Origin of the sequence: Propionivibrio sp., from assembly GCF_016790145.1 — a bacterium.
GTDB lineage: Bacteria > Pseudomonadota > Gammaproteobacteria > Burkholderiales > Rhodocyclaceae > Propionivibrio.
Map to the genome: position 1 here is coordinate 35,725 of NZ_JAEUOI010000026.1, position 16,713 is coordinate 52,437.

Below are 16,713 nucleotides of genomic sequence, written 5' to 3' on the forward strand. Positions count from 1 at the left end.
TATTCACAGGCCTGCTTCTCATGTTACGGTGCGCTATCCCGACCTACGCAAACTTCGCTCGGTTTGGCGTTAAAGCACGTCCCTGACGGCCGGCTCATCGGCCGCCGGCAAGACCAGCACGACACGCAGGCCGCCCAGTGGCGACTCGGCCAGTTCGACCCGTCCGCCATAGAGGCGGGCCAGATCGTCGACAATGGCCAGCCCGAGACCGGAACCGGGAACATGCTCGTCAACACGTTCACCGCGATTCAGCACCCGCTTGCGCTCGCCTTCGGCGATGCCGCGCCCGTCGTCGTCGATTGTTATCAGCACTTCGCCGCCGCTCACCGCCAGTGACACCTCGATGCGCCGCACGGCCCATTTGCAGGCGTTGTCGAGCAAATTGCCCAACATCTCCTGCACGTCCTGCTCTTCGCCGCGAAAGACCACCGGCATGCTGAGCGGGTGGACAACAATTTCGAGATTGCGCTCGACATGAATTCGCCGCATCACTCGCAGCAGCCCGTCGAGTACCGGCAAAACGGCTGTGCGCGCACCCGGAACACGCACCGAGGCCGCCGCTCTTGAGCGGCTCAGGTGGTAGTCGATCTGCTTTCTCGCCACGGCAACCTGGGCGGTCACCACTTGTTCCAGCCCGCCCGACTTTGCCACCGCCGCGTTGGCGATCACACTCAGCGGCGTCTTCAGGGCATGCGCCAGATTTCCCGCCTGGGTACGCGCCCGCTCGATGACTTCGGCATTCTGGGTCAGGACACTGTTGAACTCCTCGACCAGCGGCTGGACTTCGCCGGGGAAACGTCCTTCAAGTTTTTGCGTGCTTCCGTTGCGCACGGCGGCCAGGGCTCCGTGCAGACGCCTGAGCGGAGCGAGCCCGACCAGCACCTGGAAGACAACGGCCAGCCCCAGCCCGAAGCCGAGCATCCCCAGCGCCAGCCACAGCATGCCTTTGAAATTTTCCACCGGCTCGTGCATTTGCTGCTCATCGGCAGCGACGAGCAGCCGGAAGGTCTGACCTGGCCGATCCGCTGCATCCTCAATTGTGACGACACGTTCAACGACGCCCAGCCTGGCATTGCCGGGGCCTGGAACACTATGCTGATGAACTTCTCCATCCCGCAGCGTATCGGCGGGCAACCTGAGCACCTCATCCCAAAGCGAGCGTGAGCGCAACAGGCCAAGGGCGGCGGTGGGCGACGGGCCAATACGATCGATCTGCCAGTAAATTCCCGAGTAGGGCTTGCTGAAACGCGGATCGCTCTGAGCCACGGGAAGCAAAGGCTGCCCGGCCCGATCAAGCACCAGATGCGCCGCCAGTTGATCAAGATGGGTGTTGAGCTCGGCGTGGAACTGCATGGCGACGTGCTGACTGAACAGGCTGCCGAGCGCCCAGCCGGCAGCGACAATCGAGACCGCGATCCAGACCAGCGTCCCGAGCAACAGGCGTAGACGCAGCGAACCGCGCAGCGCCGTCGACGGCTGTTTTGTGCCAGCGCCGATCATGGAGAAACGAGGCGATAACCCAAACCGCGTACCGTTTCGATCGCGCCCTCGGGCAGCTTCTTGCGCAAACGGGCGATGAATACTTCAACGGTATTGGAATCGCGATCAAAGTCCTGGGCATAGATGTGCTCGATCAGAGTGCTGCGCGAGACGAGTTGCCCCGGATGGTGCATCAGATAGTCGAGCACCCGGTATTCGTGGCTGGTCAGCGTCAGCGCCTGCCCCCCCACCGTGACTCGGCTATGCAGGGTATCGAGCACCACCTCGCCGCACACCAGTTCGGCGCTGGCATGGCCACCGGCCCGGCGGATCAGCGCACGCAGGCGCGCCAGCAATTCTTCCATGTGAAAGGGCTTGGCCAGATAATCGTCGGCACCGGCATCGATCCCGGCCACCTTCTCGTGCCAGTTGTCACGAGCGGTCAGGATCAGCACCGGCATGGTTCGTCCGGCGGCACGCCATTTCTTCAGGACGGTGAGCCCATCCAACTGCGGTAGCCCGAGATCGAGAACGACCGCATCAAAGGGCTGGTTCTCGTCACCCCCCTGGAAGTGCGCATCGACGCCATTACTCGCCACATCGACGGCATAACCGGCGACACCCAGCGCCTCGGCCAACTGCGCCGCAATTGTCGGCTCATCTTCAACGACTAGGACACGCATTCGTGGCTACCCCCCATCAACGCTCAATTTTTGCATCATGATCCCGGTGCGGAATAATCGTCCCGTCACGCGCATCCACCCTGAGCTTCACCAGCGAACCGCCCGGTCGCAATACCTTGATCTCGTACACCCAGCGCCCTTTGTCGCGCTCCAGCTCGACTTCCATGACCTGGCCCGGCGAGTCGCGATCAACCTTCTCCAGAACCGTTTTAAGCGGCAGTATCTCGCCGGCTTCAAGCGCCTGGCGGGCACGGTCATGGTCGCCGACATCGGCGGCGAAAACCGGAAAAAAAACCGCAATGGACAGGATAAGGCCGACCGCCAACATGCCCGTTTTTTTTCCTCCCGATCCCATTGCTTCTCCTGGGAAAAATTCAAAAAAGATGAAGTCGCGCGGGCGACTCAACAATCACCCCTCGCGGACATCTGCATTCCAATCCCTTACTGGCGGAACAAGTGAGAGCAAGGCAAGCTTTCTACATATCACGGACAAGATGAGCGAATTCGTCAACTTTTTGCCAATCGGTAAATTCAACTACCGTCGATGGGTCGGTAGGTCCCTTGGTCATCAACATGATCAAGCGGATCATCAAGCGGTCAAAGAATCTGTATTTCGGATAATCCAGTTTGCCGGCAAAGACTGCAAGTTTCTTGGGGCGCCACGCTATCTGCTTGAGAAATTTGCGCATGTAGGGATTGGTTTCCGGACGGTTCTTTTCCTTCTTTCGGGCAACGATATTGACCGAGAAAAAGGCATTCGATTTACTTTCCAGAAGCTGCAAGTGGCTATTAATAAAATCCAGAACCAACGGGTTATGTTTCCCATAGCGAATACTGGCACCGATAATTATTTTGTCATAAAAATCCAGATCTACCTGACGGAAATCATCGACAGGAACCAGTGTTACATGATTCGAGCTCTCTTCAATCACCTGCTTCAGACGTTTGCCTATCTTTTTCGTGTGACCATCGGTAGATGAAAACAGGATAAGGATATTGGCCATTTTGCTTTTCTGTGATTTTTCAATAGTGGATCAATCCGTGCCCATCCGGCTGTCGCCCGACTTGCAGATGTTCGAATCCGACCCTGGGGCGGTCAACACCTGTCGCTGCCTGAAATCAATTACGGCTTTGCCCTCTCAATGCGCACGCTGACGGTTCCACCCTTGGGCTTTTGCGCGATCTTCAGGAGGAAGCGCTCGCTGCCTTTCGTGTATTCGTGCGTTTCTGTTTCCAGAGTGGAGGTCTGCAACGCCTGAGTGAAGCCCTTCGCGGCGAATTCCTTGGCATAGTAATCCAGAACCTTGACGTAATCCGCCTTGCCTTCAAACTCAACCGTCGCGGCTGCCCCTGGCCCGATTGCCCGCTGCCATTGGCTGCGCGTGAGTCCCGGGTAGCGCGCTACCGGCCCGAGATCTTCGCCGGACACGTCGCGTTGCGGAGCCGTTTCCGGCTTTAGGGCAGGCACCAGCCCGGCCAGCATTTCACGCGCGCCAGGCACGCTCTCTGTTACCTGATCCAGCACTCCCTTGGCAGCGGGAACACGCTCCTTGACCTGATTGATAACGTTTTGAGCACCGGGGACACTCTGTCTGGCTTGATCCAGCACGCCTTGAGCGCCGGGGACAATTCCTTTGACTTGTTCAAGCAACATATTCGTCGTCCCACGTAGCGCGTCAGGAGCAGCGCCAGCCAGGCTCTGGGTTTGTCCCCAGAGCCAACTGACCAGAGCCAAAGCGGCCCAGATCAGCAGGCCAATAAATACCAGCAGGCCAATGCCGGCGGCAAACCAGGTCCGGCGTCGGACCTGAAAGAACCCCGGCGCGAAGTTGGCGGCTTGAGCGATAAGACCAGGCTTGTCCATATGCATTTCCTTTGTAAGTGTTTGCTGTCAAGGCGGCGTCTTGAGCGAGTTCCTCGCCACTTGCTTCGTCGGAACTGAGGCTGTCGTGGTGATGCTCACCGGCAAAAACTCCTGTCTGATGGTTAGACAGGAGGGTTACTTTGACCCGCCGCCGGTCTTTGGGAGGTTTCACCGGGGTGCCTTGACATTGAATAGGGAACGGAGAGAAAGACAATGGTCATCATCACGGAGAAACTAACGGCGAATCCAGGCAACAGGCCAGCAGATATAGTCATTCGAGTTTTCATGGGGGATTGTCATCTGCAAATAGGGAAACATCAGTCTAATCGCAGTTTTATTAACCGGAGCTTAACGCGCGCCTTGCCAAGGCGCTGTCTTCCAGTGACATCTTGTTCTCATCGCGCCTGGCGAGCACCCCACTGGCGATGAAAACACCGTCCTCACTAGGTTTCCCCGAGGTGACCGATACTTTGTCTTCCTTGACCAAGCTGCAGATTATTGCTCAGGCCAAAAATGGATGAAGTTCTCACCCCGTCCTTCACCGGGGTGACGGTAGTTTCAAATTTCCTCGGGCCGGATCAATAGCCGCCGATTCAGCTTCTGTTCAGGTTCGCTACGGCAAAGTGCACCTAACCGCAAATTGAAAGGAGAATCGCTTGAAAACCCAAAAAGCAACAACGCTGCTGCTGGCCGCGCTTTTGCTGCCGCTCGGCAGTTACGCCGCATCACGCGATGAGCTTCTGGCTCAGTATGCCCTTTCAGCCAAGGCCGCATCACCGGCATTTTCGGGGTTTTCCGCCGCGCGAGGGGAAAAGCTGCATGTCACGAAGTTTGCCGGCGGCAAGGCGGAAACGCCGGCCTGCACCGCCTGCCACGCCGACAGCCCGCGCAGTGCCGGACGCACGCCGGCCGGCAAGTCAATCGAAGCGCTCGCCGTATCGCTGACTCCCGCGCGCTACACCGACCCGGCCAAGGTCGAGAAGTGGTTCAAGCGCAATTGCAATGACGTGCTCGGGCGCGAATGCACGCCGCTCGAAAAGGGCGACTGGCTGAGCTACATGATCAGCCAGTAAGCCTGAGAATCTGTGAAATATCATAACTGCCTGATTTTCACGCTCGTCACCCCGTCGCACCCCAGGAGTGTTTCCTTCGGGGCACAAGCCGGGGTCCAGCTCGTTTATCTGATCAATTTTATGAATATCAGAGGAAGGTACTGGATTCCGGCTTTTGCCGGAATGAGCGCGAAGCCTGGCCTCGGGCCACGGCTTGGGCGGTGTTTATCCATTAATTCATAGCCTCTGAGAGGAAAACTGACTTGAAAGGCATCACCATGAAAATTCCCTTCCGCCCCATTGCACTGGGCCTCGTTGTCCTGCTCTTCTCGGGCGTTTTGCTTGAGCGGGCGCAGGCCGGTGGCGGCCATTTCTTTCCCCCGGTAGCCGATCCGCTGGTGCGTGAGGAATGTGGTTCCTGTCACCTCGCATTTGCACCTTCGATGCTGCCGAAAAGTTCTTGGACGCGGATGATGGGCGACCTGAAGAACCATTTTGGCGACGATGCCAGCATCGACACCGCTAAAACCGAACGTATCACCCGCTATCTCAACGCCAATGCCGCAGACAGCGGTAGCCAGCGCAATGGCAGCAAATTTCTGCGCGGAGTTTCCATGGAGAACGGGCCCTTGCGGATTACCGAGTTGCCCAAGTGGGTCAGCGAGCACCGAGGGATTTCTCCCGCTGAATGGAAGAGCAAGAAAGTCGGCAGCAAGGCCAATTGCGTGGCCTGCCACGTTGACGCGGAACGCGGTTATTACGACGAGTGAAAATATTCAATAAGAATACTCCATGAAAAGTATATTATTCATACTGCTGGCGATAATATCCGCCACCTGGGGCCTTGATCTGGCCACCTCCAGCTTCCCACCCGACAGCCACATCCTGTGGATCGTTCGCCAAGAGGGAATGTATCTGACGGGCCTGCTGTCGATTGCCCTGATGTCGCTCTCCATGGTGCTCGCCACGCGTCCGGCCTGGCTCGAAAAACCGCTCGGTGGCCTCGACCGCATTTACCGCCTGCACAAATGGTCGGGAATCCTGGCTATCGGCTTTGGCGCCAGTCACTGGCTGCTCAAGCTCTCCAGCGACATCCTCAAACCGCTCATCGGAGTCGAAGGACGTCTGCCGAAAATAAAATATGACGGTTTGCTCGAAGTGTTGCGCGAACTAGGCGATGACATGGGCGAACCGGCGCTGTACGCGATGTTGGCCATGCTTGCCGTCACCCTGTGGCGGCGATTCCCCTACCACCTGTGGCGTCACCTGCATCGGGTCATGCCGGTACTCTATCTGATGTTGGCCCTGCACGCGGCCTTGCTGGCGCCTCTGACATACTGGGCGCAACCGGTGGGTATGCTGATGGCCGCCTGTCTTGCCGTAGGCGTAGTCGCCAGCGTCATGTCACTGGCCGGGATGATCGGGCGGCGCCGTCAGGTGAATGGTTTGGTTGTTGCGGTCAACAGCGATGGCGACGTGACCGAAGTCACCTGCCAGCTTGACGAACAGTGGCAAGCCCATCGCCCCGGACAGTTTGCCTTCATCACCTTTGACTGGATCGAGGGCGCGCATCCCTTCACCATCGCCAGCGCCGATCGCGGCGAGAGGACGATCACCTTTTTCATCAAGGCGCTGGGTGATTTCACGAATAAGCTTGCGCAGCGGGTCAAGACCGGGCAGACGGTCAGGATCGAAGGCCCTTACGGCCGCTTCCAGCTTGCCCGCAGCAAACCGGACAGCCGCCAGATCTGGGTGGCCGGCGGAATTGGCGTAACGCCTTTCCTGGCCTGGCTGGAATCTCTGCAAGCGCGCCCGGAAGAAACGCGCGAAGCCGACCTGCACTATTGCACGCGCAACCACGAGTCCGACCCCTTCGTCGGCCGCCTGCAAACGCTGTGCGCCGCGCTACCCGGAATTCGCCTGAACATTCACAGCGCAAAGCATGGTGACGTTTTGACCGCCGATGCGCTCAAGCTGGCCGAGGGACAGAAGAAAAAGGCCGACGTCTGGTTCTGCGGGCCGAGCGGACTCGCCGACGCGCTGAAAAAAGGTTTGAAGGATTCCTGGAATGGACGTTTGCGTTTCCATCAGGAGGCCTTTGAGATGCGTTAGAAAGCCAGGAATTAATTTTAGCCCAGGCTATGCCTGAGTGTTTTTGTTCAATTCTTTAGAGCTGAAATCCGCAACACCGGATCAATTCAAACTATTAGTCATACCCAGGCAGGAGAACTGTTCGCCAGCGCACATACTTTAAGAGTGAATTGGCGGAATTTAATAACTTGGTCATCTTTTGATGACTGCCAGCATGAGGATTTATCTAATGAGAACGCGCGCCGGAGTAATTGTTTTGGCATCAACACTTGCAGGTGTGATGACGATGTTATCCACCGGCTGCAATAAACCTCAGGAGGCGATAGCTACAGCACCGCCTAGCACCAAGGTGGGAGCCGATATTAGCGACAGCGAGGTGAGCACCCGGGTCAAGACGGCACTGCTACAGGATGCAAACCTCAAACGCTTTAATATTGCTGTTGCAACGCTCAAGGGAGATGTCAGGCTCACTGGCTTGGTCGACAACCAGAGCCAGATCGACCAGTCCATTAAATTAGTCCGCAGTATCCCAGGCGTTCATACCATCCACGATGAACTTGGAATCAAAAAATAAAGCTTAACGAGGTGTTATCGCTCAAGTCCGGCAAATGCTCCAGCGTTCCAATGGCAATGGGTGACTTCTCCTCGATCATTGGCGCACCTGGCTCATAGTCACATGACATCACTCTATCTGTCGCTCTGGATCGCTCTGGGAATCGTCCTGCAACTGGCGCTCTATCTGGGCATCGTCTTCTGGCGCCACTGGGCAGGTTATCAGGCCTTGCGCAGCGTTGCGGCCGATCTGGATTTGCCGGTGCCGCAAGCAGTACTTCCGGCCAGCGAGGAAACTGCCGTTGCCGCCTGGACTGGCTTCCGAACCTTCCGTGTCGAGCGCAAGACCATCGAAGACGCCATGCAATCGGTCTGCTCGTTTTACCTCGTTCCGGAAGACGGAAAGCCGCTCCCGTCTTTCCTGCCCGGGCAGTTTCTGACCTTCCGCCTTGATGTACCGACGAGTGCTGGCGGCAGCGAACAGATCGTTCGCTGCTATTCACTTTCGGATGCCCCGCGTCCCGATGGTTACCGCGTCTCGATCAAGCGCGTGCCTTCGCCCGCCGGCAGCGCAGGCATCGATCTCCCGCCCGGTCGGTCATCCAATCATTTTCACGATCACATCGAAGTCGGCAACCTGCTGCAGGTGCGCGCACCCTCCGGGCATTTCCATATCGAGCGCAGCGAAGCGCCGGTGGTACTGATCGGCTGCGGCATCGGCATTACGCCGATGCTGAGCATGCTGAACTGGAGTCTGGCTGAACAGAAAGGGCGTGAAGTCTGGCTGTTTTACGGTGTGCGCCATGGCCGCGAGCTGGTGATGAAATCCCATCTCGAAGCGCTGGCGGCGCTGCATCCGAACTTTCATTTGCACGTGTGCTTCAGCAACCCGCAGGCGGAGGATATGGCTGGGCGCGATTATCAGCACCGTGGCCGCGTCGATGTAAGCCTCCTGCGCATGCAACTACCGATCAAGTCTTATCACTTTTACATTTGCGGGCCTTCGCCGATGATGGAAAGCTTGGTACCGGCGCTGGAGAATTGGGGCGTGCGCGATTCGCATATTCACTTCGAGGCCTTCGGCCCGGCTTCGATCAAACGGCGGAATGCGGTGACAGCGGTGGCAGCGGCGTGCGGTGACGCCATGACGGGCGACATCATCGTGACCTTTGCCCAGTCGGGCAAAAAGCTGGCCTGGCCAACCGCCAGCAGCAACCTGCTCGACTTTGCCGAGAATGGTGGTATCGCCGTCAATTCCGGATGCCGGGCCGGGGGCTGCGGCAGTTGCCAGACGACGATTCTCTCCGGCGAGGTGAGCTACCATCAGTCTCCGGATTTCGACCCCGAGCCGGGCACCTGCCTGCTCTGTGTGTGCACGCCCAAGACCAGCCTGACCCTGGAGGCCTAGATGGAAAAATCGCTCTGGCGGGAGCAGATTCTGCCCTTCACCGCGCTGATGGGCTTGCTGGCGTTAGCCACCCTGGCCGGCGACTTTCTTCTGCACCGGCTGAATCTGGTCTGGGTCGGCCGTTATCTGGGCATTCCCGGAACGATCCTGATCATCCTCTCGCTGGTCTACTCGCTGCGCAAACGCAAATACATCAGCAGTGGCAATCCGAAAACGCTGCTCACCCTGCATGAGATCGGCGCCTGGCTGGGCTCGGTGATGGTGCTGATCCATGCCGGCATCCATTTCAACGCCATCCTGCCCTGGCTGGCGACCATCGCCATGGGCGTCAATGTGATCAGCGGCATGGTCGGGAAACTGCTGCTGAGTCGCTCGCGCCGCCATTTGCAGGGCCAGCGCGAGCACTTTCAGTTGCGCGGCCTGTCGCAGCCGGAGGTGGAAAAAGCCTTGTTCTGGGATGCGGTGACGTTCGACGCCATGGCCAAGTGGCGAAAAGTACATATCCCGATTTTCATCGTTTTCGCGGTGCTGGCGCTCGGCCACATCATCAGCATCATTTTGTTCTGGGGCTGGATATGAGCCGAATCGTCAAGATCATTCTGGCCGTCAACCTGATTGCCTTAACGGTTCTGGTTTTCGTCTACCCCAATCTGATGGTCGGGCCGGGCAAGCTGATCCCCGGCCACAAGTCACTGGAAACCGACTGTTTTGCCTGCCATGCCCCGCTGACCGGTGCGCAATCGGCGCGCTGCGTCACCTGCCACAAGCCGGGGGAAATTGGTCGCCTGACCACGACGGGCCTGCCCATCGTCAAACCGCTGACCTCGACGCCGTTCCACCAGAAGCTGGTCAGCGAGGATTGCGTGGCGTGTCATAGCGATCATGCCGGCGTCAAACGCTTCCGGCCGCAAGGACATTTCAACCATGACTTGCTGAAGAAGGAGACGCGTGAAATCTGCCAGGATTGCCACAAGGCACCTGTCGACCCGCTGCACAAGCAGATTACCGGCAACTGCAAGCAGTGCCACAGCCAGGACAAATGGAAACCGGCGACCTTCGACCACGACAAGTATTTCCAGCTCGACCGCGACCACAACAAGGGCTGCGTCACCTGCCATGTGCGCAACGATTACAGCAGCTACACCTGTTACGGCTGCCACGAGCACACGGCAGAAAATATTCGCCGCAAGCACGTCGAAGAAAATATCCGCAATTTCAGCAATTGCGTTGAATGCCACCGCAGTGCCAACGAGCATGACATCCGTCGCGAGGGCGGAGAAGGTGAAAGCAAGCGCGTGAAGAAAAACCGCGATGGCGACGATTGAGCGGGCTTAGCCTGATTCGATCAGCATGCTGAAGAGGAAGGTGGCAGAATGGGTTACGAAACTTTATTTCCAGCACGTATTGCTGAACAGCTCATGAGCAAGGGGTGTACAACCAATTTAACTGAAGAAAGCCGTGTCATGGGCTCGCATGGATGACTGATTGTCAAGCACGAGCTTGTGTGCCTGTATGCAATTGTGATTATTCATTTCCAGGCTCGTTCATGTCGATATTCATTAATGTTACTCACCCTCATCACTTATAAATAATCATGCCGACAGATTTTCCCCAAGGCCTGAGCCAGGAAGCCGCCGCTGCCCGTTTGGCCGAAGAAGGTTCGAATGAACTGGGCACGGATCAGCGACGCTCCCTGTTGTCCATCGCCGGTGAGGTAGCGCGCGAGCCAATGTTCCTGCTGCTTCTCGGTGCCGGAGCCATCTATCTGGCCATGGGCGATGCGCACGAAGCACTGATTCTGCTCGGTTTTGTGGGGATCATCATGCTCGTCACTATCCTCCAGGAGCGGCGTACCGAAAACGCCCTGGAAGCCTTGCGCGATCTCTCCAGCCCACGAGCTCTGGTGATCCGTGATGGCGTGCAGACTCGCATTGCCGGGCGCGAGGTCGTGCGCGAGGACGTACTTGTTTTGGCTGAGGGTGACCGTATCCCGGCCGATGGCAAGGTGTTGCAGGCGCATGAACTGGCCGCCGACGAGTCGATGCTGACCGGGGAATCCGTGGCGGTTGCGAAGTTTTCCGATAACGGCCAAGTGTTCGCCGGGACGCTGGTGGTTCGTGGTCAGGGGCTGATGCAGGTAAGCACCACCGGTCAAGCAACCGAGTTGGGACGTATCGGAAAATCGTTGCAAGCCATCGCCATCGAGAGCTCGCCACTACGCGATGAAATCGGCCGGCTGACCAAGCGTCTGGCGCTGATTGGTATCGGTTTGTGCCTTGCCTTGGCGCTACTCTACTGGAGCTTGCGCGGCAACTGGCTCGATGCGCTGCTTGCTGGTATCACGCTGGCCATGGGCATTTTGCCTCAGGAGTTCCCGGTCATCATGATCATCTTCCTGGCCTTTGGTGCGCGCCGCATCGCCCGCCAGAAGGTATTGACGCGACGCCTCAATGCCATCGAAACCCTTGGCGAAACAACCGTACTGTGCGTGGACAAGACCGGAACGCTGACCCAAAACCGCATGGCCGTAGCCGCCCTGTCGGTCGGTGGCAAGTTTCTCGCTACCGACGAGCCCGGCGGAGGCGATCTGCCCGAGCCCTATCACGAGTTGATCGAGTATGCCGTCCTGTCCAGCGAAACCGATCCCCACGATCCGATGGAGCAGGCCTTTCATCGCTTTGCCGGAGAATTGCTGGCCAACACGGAACATCTTCATCCGGACTGGTCGCTGGAAAAGGAGTACGAGCTATCGCCAGAGCTTCTCGCCATGTCCCACCTGTGGAAGAAGGGCTCCGGTAATCACGATGTCGTCGCGACCAAGGGGGCCCCGGAAGCCATTGCCGATCTATGCCATTTGCCTGAGGAAGAACGCAGGCGCATGAGCCAGGAAGCAGAAGCCATGGCCGATCGCGGGTTGCGCGTGCTGGGGGTGGCCAAGGCAAAACATGTCATAAAGGAAAATCTTCCCGATATCCAGCACGATTTCGACTTCAGGTTTGTTGGCCTGATCGGGCTGGCCGATCCGTTGCGCGCGGAGGTGCCAGGCGCGGTTGCCGAATGCCTGCACGCCGGCATCCGTGTCGTCATGATCACCGGCGACCATCCAAGTACCGCGCGCGCCATTGCTGCCAGCGCTGGAATAGACGGCAGTGAGGTACTGACCGGCGCCGGTCTGGAAGGGTTGGATGCAAGCAAACTGGCGCAACGCATCGCTTCGGTGAATGTCTTTGCCCGCGTTACCCCGCAGCAGAAGCTGGATATCGTCGAGGCGCTGAAGGCCAACGGCGAAGTCGTAGCCATGACCGGCGATGGCGTCAACGATGCGCCAGCCCTCAAGGCCGCGCACATTGGTATTGCCATGGGCAAGCGGGGCACCGACGTCGCCCGCGAGGCGGCTTCACTGGTGCTGCTTGAGGACGATTTCACTGCCATCGTTTCTGCCGTTCGGCTTGGGCGGCGTATCTTTGCCAACCTGCGCCAGGCGATGATCTATACGCTGGCGGTGCATATCCCGATCATCGGGCTGTCCATTTTGCCCGTGTTGTTCGGGATGCCCCTGATATTGGCACCGATTCACATCGCCTTCCTTGAGCTGGTCATTGACCCAGCGTGCTCCATCGTTTTCGAAGCCGAGGCCGGTAGCCCGCACCTGATGGAGCAGCCACCACGCTCGACCACCGAGCATCTTCTGTCGACCCGGCAGCTTGTCCTGAGCCTGGTGCAGGGGACGCTGGTCACGCTGGCTGTCGTTACCTTCTATGTGGCGGTCATCTCGGCAGGCACCCCGACCGAACAAGCGCGGGCGCTGGCCTTCATCGTTCTGGTCACGGCCAATGCTGCGCTCATCTTTCCTAGCCGCTCCCCGGATTCGGGGTGGCTGCAAATGTTCACAGGACTGACGCCAGTCACCGCGTGGGTGCTTGGCGGAACTTTGACGGGCCTGGCACTTATAACCGGCGTCCCGGCCATTGCGGCTGCGTTTACCTTCAGTCCTCCCTCCCTGCAGCAAGGGCTGCTCGCCTTCATCGTCGGTGCCGGCATGATGCTGTTGTTCGAGGCAGCGAAGCAGTCGGAGCGAAAGATTGCCAGAAGAGCACTCACTACACTTGTAATCCCTCAATGACATGAATATGACTAATCAATTCCGAGGTTTTTACTGCTGGTGCTCTCGTCGCTGGCACCGTCCATTCGGAACCGATAGCGGTACCTAGCGTTTCTGCTATCGACCTCACACGTTATCCAGTTAAAACCCCTTTGATTTTGCCTACCTCAAGAAAGCCCTCATGAATACCGATCAGCAACAGGCCATCCTGACCCTTGCCCTCCTCGCCGCTTTTGCCGACGGCACCAACGATGACCGCGAGCGCGAACAGATTCGCCGACTGGCCGAATCGCTCGGCGGCGAACCAGGGGCGGCCAATCTGCCGGCCATCTACCAGAAAGTCATCTTCAAGCAGGCCAGCCTGAAGGACGCGGCGGCCACCCTGGTTGACCCGGGGCACCGCCAACTGGCTTACGAAATGGCCGTCTGTATCTGCGATGCCGACGCTCGCATGACGGCAACGGAGAAAAAATTCCTGGCTGCACTCGCGGCTGCCCTCAATCTTGAAAGCAGCGTCACCGAGCAGGCCAACCATCAGGCCGAGGTTATAGCCGGACTGGCCGACGATGCCGCCCCGCCCTCTGCGGCGATTATTGAAAAAACCGTGGCCGCTTCGGCGGCGGCAAGCGCAGCGGCCACGGCCTGCTCGGTTCCTAGCCCGCTCGTAGCGGTGACGCCCAGAATCCCTGAGCCCGAGATTGACAAGAGCGTCCTCAACTACGCGATCCTTAATGGCGCGCTCGAATTGCTGCCGCAATCGTGGGCGTCGATGGCCATCATCCCGTTACAGATCAAGATGGTCTATGGCATCGGCAAGGTGCACGGCTACGAACTCGACCAGGGGCACATCCGCGAGTTTCTGGCTACGCTCGGCGTCGGCTTGACCTCGCAGTATCTGGAACAGTTCGGGCGCAAACTGCTGGGCGGACTATTCGGGAAAGTGGCGGGGGGACTGGGAAAACAGCTCGGACAGTCGGCCACCGGCATGGCCTTTTCCTTTGCCTCAACCTACGCGCTGGGACAGGTCGCCAAGCGCTATTACGCCGGGGGAAGGCAGATGAGCAGTGCCCTGCTCAAGGACAGCTTCCAGAATCTGCTCGGCCCGGCCAAGGAAATGCAGACCCGCTATCTGCCGCAGATCCAGCAAAAAGCCGTTGGCCTGGATGCATCCCAGATCATGGCCATGGTACGCGCCGCATGAATACTGCCAGCACACAGCCCCCATCGCTGACGCGCTACGCCTGGCTGTCCATCGCGGCGGCCGTTGCCACCATCACGCTCAAGGGCGTGGCGTGGCAGATGACCGGTTCGGTCGGGTTGCTTTCGGACGCCATCGAATCCCTGGTCAATCTCGCCGGGGCGATGATGGCGCTGTGGATGCTGACGCTGGCGGCGCTCCCGGCGGACGACGATCACGCCCACGGACATGGCAAGGCCGAGTATTTCTCCAGCGCTTTCGAGGGCTTCCTGATCCTCCTGGCGGCGGTCAGCATTGGCTACACCGCCATCGGGCGCCTGTTGGCTCCGCAGCCACTCGAAGCCGTGGGGCTGGGCTTGATGGTCTCGGTGCTCGCCTCGGTAATCAATTTCGCCACCGCGCGAATCTTGTTGCGCGTCGGCAAGGAACACAATTCGATCACGCTGGAAGCCGATGCGCATCACCTGATGACCGATGTGTGGACGTCGGCGGGTGTCATTGGCGGCGTCGGACTCGTGTGGATGACCGGCTGGCTCTGGCTCGATGCGGCGATTGCCCTGCTGGTGGCGGCGAATATCGTGTGGACCGGGTTTCAGTTGATGAGCCGTTCGGCCGCCGGTCTGATGGATGTCTCCTTGCCCGCGGAAAAGCTCGCGCTGATCGAGACGCTGCTCGCCGGATACCGCGCGCAGGGGTTGGATTTCAAGGCCTTGCGCACCCGTCAGGCCGGCAGCCGCGCCTTCGTCACGCTGCACGTTCTGGTGCCTGGAGACTGGTCGGTGCAATACGGCCACGACTGGGCGGAGCGTATCGAGGTCGATATCCGTAACGCGATACAGCATGCGGATATCACGACCCACCTCGAGCCGAAGGAAGAACCGGGTTAGCCGTCAGCCAAACTCTACTGCTTTACCAACAAGCCACCAAGGGTAGCAAGGAGTACCAAGTAAACCATCTGGTTTTTCTGGGTGAATCTTTGCGCCCTTGGTTTCTTGGTGGTTCGCTTTTTCGTTCCCCTGTTATGTGTCAGCCCCGACCCGATACTCGGCAGAGCGGGCTTGCGCCGGCAAGCCTTCGCCTCTGGCCAGCGTTGACGCGATGCGCCCCAGCGTCTTCGCTGCCGCCGCTGAAATGCGGATCAGGCTGCTACGCTTCTGAAAGTCATAAACACCGAGCGGCGATGAAAAGCGTGCGCTGCCCGAGGTTGGCAACACGTGGTTCGGCCCGGCGCAGTAGTCGCCAAGCGATCCTGAAGTATACGGACCGATGAAGATGGCGCCGGCGTGGTCGATCTTCTCCACCCAGTCCCCGGCATCGGCCAGGGAAAGCTCAAGGTGCTCCGGCGCGATGCGGTTGGCGATGGCGCAGGCTTCGTCGAGATCGCGTACCTCGATCAATGCGCCGTGATTTTCCAGCGAAACGCGAATCACGTCCCGGCGCGGCATGCCCGGAAGCTGTTTTTCGATGGACCGGGCAACGCGCTCGATGTAGTCCGCGTCGGGACAGAGCAGAATCGACTGCGCCAGTTCGTCGTGCTCGGCCTGCGAGAAGAGATCCATCCCCGGCGACCATGTCGATACCGGCCACGCCAAACACGCGACGCTTGGCAGCGGCAACGTAAGCATTGCCGGGGCCGACGATCTTGATTGGAGCGTCGTCGAGAACTGCCGACGCAAGGGCGGGGGCATCGTGTAACGGCACGTGCTGTACCTGGGCGAGATCAACGACGCGCAGCGCGCCGCCTGGTGCAAAACGATCGACGTACTTGAAGGCAGCGGCTGCGACACCAGGCAAATAGCGATTTTCCCGGAAGACCGACCAGCGCCGGAGTTAGACTGTGCGGTAGTCCAAGTGCGCCTGGACCCATTGCGGCTGGAGCGGCCATGGCAATGGGGTTCCAGCTGGTTAGCGCGGGAGTTTTGGAGTGGGCTGCAACTTGACGAGGATCTGGGCGTGGCGCAACCGGACACGCGGTACCTCTGCATGGACAAGCGGGTCGCCCGCAATAGTGGGCTCCAATCAGCTGAACTGCTGTGGCGCACAGAGTTTGATCCAGCACTCGGTTTGAGGCTCTGCCTGCTTCTTGCTGACCAATCCGCCTATCCCTTCCGCGGGATAACACTCCGCCAGCCGCTTCACTTGACGGGCGCCGACACCCTTCCGGTTCGATGCTTCTTGCCGGCTGATCTTGCTTCTTTTCAGAAGATCCAATACCTGGGCACGTTTCACTTCCTTTTGACTCATGCGCTTGTCCATCTTGAAAATATCCACCGTCAGTTTTAAC

Annotated in this window: 15 protein-coding genes and 2 pseudogenes; 10 read left to right on the forward strand and 7 right to left on the reverse strand. The window is 58.9% G+C overall.

Features of this window, described 5'->3' with window-relative positions; genetic code table 11:
* Positions 1-69 precede the first annotated feature (69 nt).
* The 5 genes from JNM42_RS02745 to JNM42_RS02765 all read right to left on the reverse strand — a co-directional run bounded on the left by JNM42_RS02745 (position 70) and on the right by JNM42_RS02765 (position 4,026).
* Positions 70-1,500 carry a sensor histidine kinase gene (locus tag JNM42_RS02745; protein ID WP_294265787.1) on the reverse strand — a complete coding sequence of 477 codons (1,431 nt, stop codon included), beginning with the start codon at positions 1,498-1,500 and terminating at the stop codon, positions 70-72.
* Positions 1,497-2,162, reverse strand: coding sequence for a response regulator transcription factor (locus tag JNM42_RS02750; protein WP_294265790.1), 666 nt, complete (start codon positions 2,160-2,162; stop codon positions 1,497-1,499). Before JNM42_RS02750 ends, JNM42_RS02745 begins: the two co-directional genes overlap by 4 nt.
* 16 nt (positions 2,163-2,178) lie before the next feature.
* Positions 2,179-2,517 carry a PepSY domain-containing protein gene (locus JNM42_RS02755; protein WP_294265796.1) on the reverse strand — a complete coding sequence of 113 codons (339 nt, stop codon included), beginning with the start codon at positions 2,515-2,517 and terminating at the stop codon, positions 2,179-2,181.
* A gap of 121 nt (positions 2,518-2,638) precedes the next feature.
* On the reverse strand, positions 2,639-3,166 hold the full coding sequence (gene hemG / locus JNM42_RS02760) for a menaquinone-dependent protoporphyrinogen IX dehydrogenase (protein WP_294265799.1): 528 nt from the start codon (positions 3,164-3,166) through the stop codon (positions 2,639-2,641).
* 119 nt (positions 3,167-3,285) lie between these two features.
* Positions 3,286-4,026 carry a hypothetical protein gene (locus JNM42_RS02765; protein ID WP_294265802.1) on the reverse strand — a complete coding sequence of 247 codons (741 nt, stop codon included), beginning with the start codon at positions 4,024-4,026 and terminating at the stop codon, positions 3,286-3,288.
* Positions 4,027-4,682: 656 nt separating this feature from the next.
* Between JNM42_RS02765 and JNM42_RS02770 the strand changes: the two genes are divergently transcribed.
* From JNM42_RS02770 to JNM42_RS02815, 10 genes are all read left to right on the forward strand, one after another.
* On the forward strand, positions 4,683-5,099 hold the full coding sequence (locus tag JNM42_RS02770) for a DUF1924 domain-containing protein (protein WP_294265804.1): 417 nt from the start codon (positions 4,683-4,685) through the stop codon (positions 5,097-5,099).
* Between the two features lie 242 nt (positions 5,100-5,341).
* Entirely contained in the window at positions 5,342-5,848 is a 507-nt protein-coding gene (locus JNM42_RS02775; protein ID WP_294265807.1) for a diheme cytochrome c, read from the forward strand.
* A 22-nt stretch (positions 5,849-5,870) separates the two neighbouring features.
* Positions 5,871-7,190: a ferric reductase-like transmembrane domain-containing protein gene (locus JNM42_RS02780; protein WP_294265812.1), complete on the forward strand. Its 1,320-nt coding sequence runs from the start codon at positions 5,871-5,873 to the stop codon at positions 7,188-7,190.
* A 208-nt stretch (positions 7,191-7,398) separates the two neighbouring features.
* Positions 7,399-7,743: a BON domain-containing protein gene (locus JNM42_RS02785; protein WP_294265815.1), complete on the forward strand. Its 345-nt coding sequence runs from the start codon at positions 7,399-7,401 to the stop codon at positions 7,741-7,743.
* Between the two features lie 102 nt (positions 7,744-7,845).
* Positions 7,846-9,129: a 2Fe-2S iron-sulfur cluster-binding protein gene (locus JNM42_RS02790; RefSeq protein ID WP_294265821.1), complete on the forward strand. Its 1,284-nt coding sequence runs from the start codon at positions 7,846-7,848 to the stop codon at positions 9,127-9,129.
* Positions 9,130-9,708: a hypothetical protein gene (locus JNM42_RS02795; RefSeq protein WP_294265824.1), complete on the forward strand. Its 579-nt coding sequence runs from the start codon at positions 9,130-9,132 to the stop codon at positions 9,706-9,708.
* Positions 9,705-10,454 carry a cytochrome c3 family protein gene (locus JNM42_RS02800; protein ID WP_294265827.1) on the forward strand — a complete coding sequence of 250 codons (750 nt, stop codon included), beginning with the start codon at positions 9,705-9,707 and terminating at the stop codon, positions 10,452-10,454. Before JNM42_RS02795 ends, JNM42_RS02800 begins: the two co-directional genes overlap by 4 nt.
* A gap of 269 nt (positions 10,455-10,723) precedes the next feature.
* Positions 10,724-13,252, forward strand: a complete 2,529-nt coding sequence (locus JNM42_RS02805) for a cation-translocating P-type ATPase (RefSeq protein ID WP_294265830.1) — start codon at positions 10,724-10,726, stop codon at positions 13,250-13,252.
* A 160-nt stretch (positions 13,253-13,412) separates the two neighbouring features.
* Positions 13,413-14,432, forward strand: a complete 1,020-nt coding sequence (locus tag JNM42_RS02810; protein ID WP_294265833.1) for a DUF533 domain-containing protein — start codon at positions 13,413-13,415, stop codon at positions 14,430-14,432.
* The gene (locus JNM42_RS02815) at positions 14,429-15,316 is read left to right on the forward strand and encodes a cation diffusion facilitator family transporter (RefSeq protein WP_294265836.1); all 888 of its coding nucleotides are present in this window, start codon (positions 14,429-14,431) and stop codon (positions 15,314-15,316) included. Before JNM42_RS02810 ends, JNM42_RS02815 begins: the two co-directional genes overlap by 4 nt.
* A 132-nt stretch (positions 15,317-15,448) precedes the next feature.
* Here the strand turns inward: JNM42_RS02815 and JNM42_RS02820 are convergent.
* Positions 15,449-16,214, reverse strand: a pseudogene (locus JNM42_RS02820) (histidinol dehydrogenase); the annotation flags it as partial.
* Between the two features lie 220 nt (positions 16,215-16,434).
* Positions 16,435-16,673: pseudogene (locus JNM42_RS02825) on the reverse strand (ISNCY family transposase); the annotation flags it as partial.
* Between the last annotated feature and the right edge of the window lie 40 nt (positions 16,674-16,713).

What these genes read in the sequence shown, in the direction of transcription:
- JNM42_RS02745 (WP_294265787.1), bottom strand. Translation starts at nt 1,500, where the DNA reads ATGATCGGCGCTGGCACAAAACAGCCGTCGACGGCGCTGCGCGGTTCG.
- JNM42_RS02750 (WP_294265790.1), bottom strand. Translation starts at nt 2,162, where the DNA reads ATGCGTGTCCTAGTCGTTGAAGATGAGCCGACAATTGCGGCGCAGTTG.
- JNM42_RS02755 (WP_294265796.1), bottom strand. Translation starts at nt 2,517, where the DNA reads ATGGGATCGGGAGGAAAAAAAACGGGCATGTTGGCGGTCGGCCTTATC.
- hemG (WP_294265799.1), bottom strand. Translation starts at nt 3,166, where the DNA reads ATGGCCAATATCCTTATCCTGTTTTCATCTACCGATGGTCACACGAAA.
- JNM42_RS02765 (WP_294265802.1), bottom strand. Translation starts at nt 4,026, where the DNA reads ATGGACAAGCCTGGTCTTATCGCTCAAGCCGCCAACTTCGCGCCGGGG.
- JNM42_RS02780 (WP_294265812.1), top strand. Translation starts at nt 5,871, where the DNA reads ATGAAAAGTATATTATTCATACTGCTGGCGATAATATCCGCCACCTGG.
- JNM42_RS02785 (WP_294265815.1), top strand. Translation starts at nt 7,399, where the DNA reads ATGAGAACGCGCGCCGGAGTAATTGTTTTGGCATCAACACTTGCAGGT.
- JNM42_RS02790 (WP_294265821.1), top strand. Translation starts at nt 7,846, where the DNA reads ATGACATCACTCTATCTGTCGCTCTGGATCGCTCTGGGAATCGTCCTG.
- JNM42_RS02795 (WP_294265824.1), top strand. Translation starts at nt 9,130, where the DNA reads ATGGAAAAATCGCTCTGGCGGGAGCAGATTCTGCCCTTCACCGCGCTG.
- JNM42_RS02800 (WP_294265827.1), top strand. Translation starts at nt 9,705, where the DNA reads ATGAGCCGAATCGTCAAGATCATTCTGGCCGTCAACCTGATTGCCTTA.
- JNM42_RS02805 (WP_294265830.1), top strand. Translation starts at nt 10,724, where the DNA reads ATGCCGACAGATTTTCCCCAAGGCCTGAGCCAGGAAGCCGCCGCTGCC.
- JNM42_RS02810 (WP_294265833.1), top strand. Translation starts at nt 13,413, where the DNA reads ATGAATACCGATCAGCAACAGGCCATCCTGACCCTTGCCCTCCTCGCC.
- JNM42_RS02815 (WP_294265836.1), top strand. Translation starts at nt 14,429, where the DNA reads ATGAATACTGCCAGCACACAGCCCCCATCGCTGACGCGCTACGCCTGG.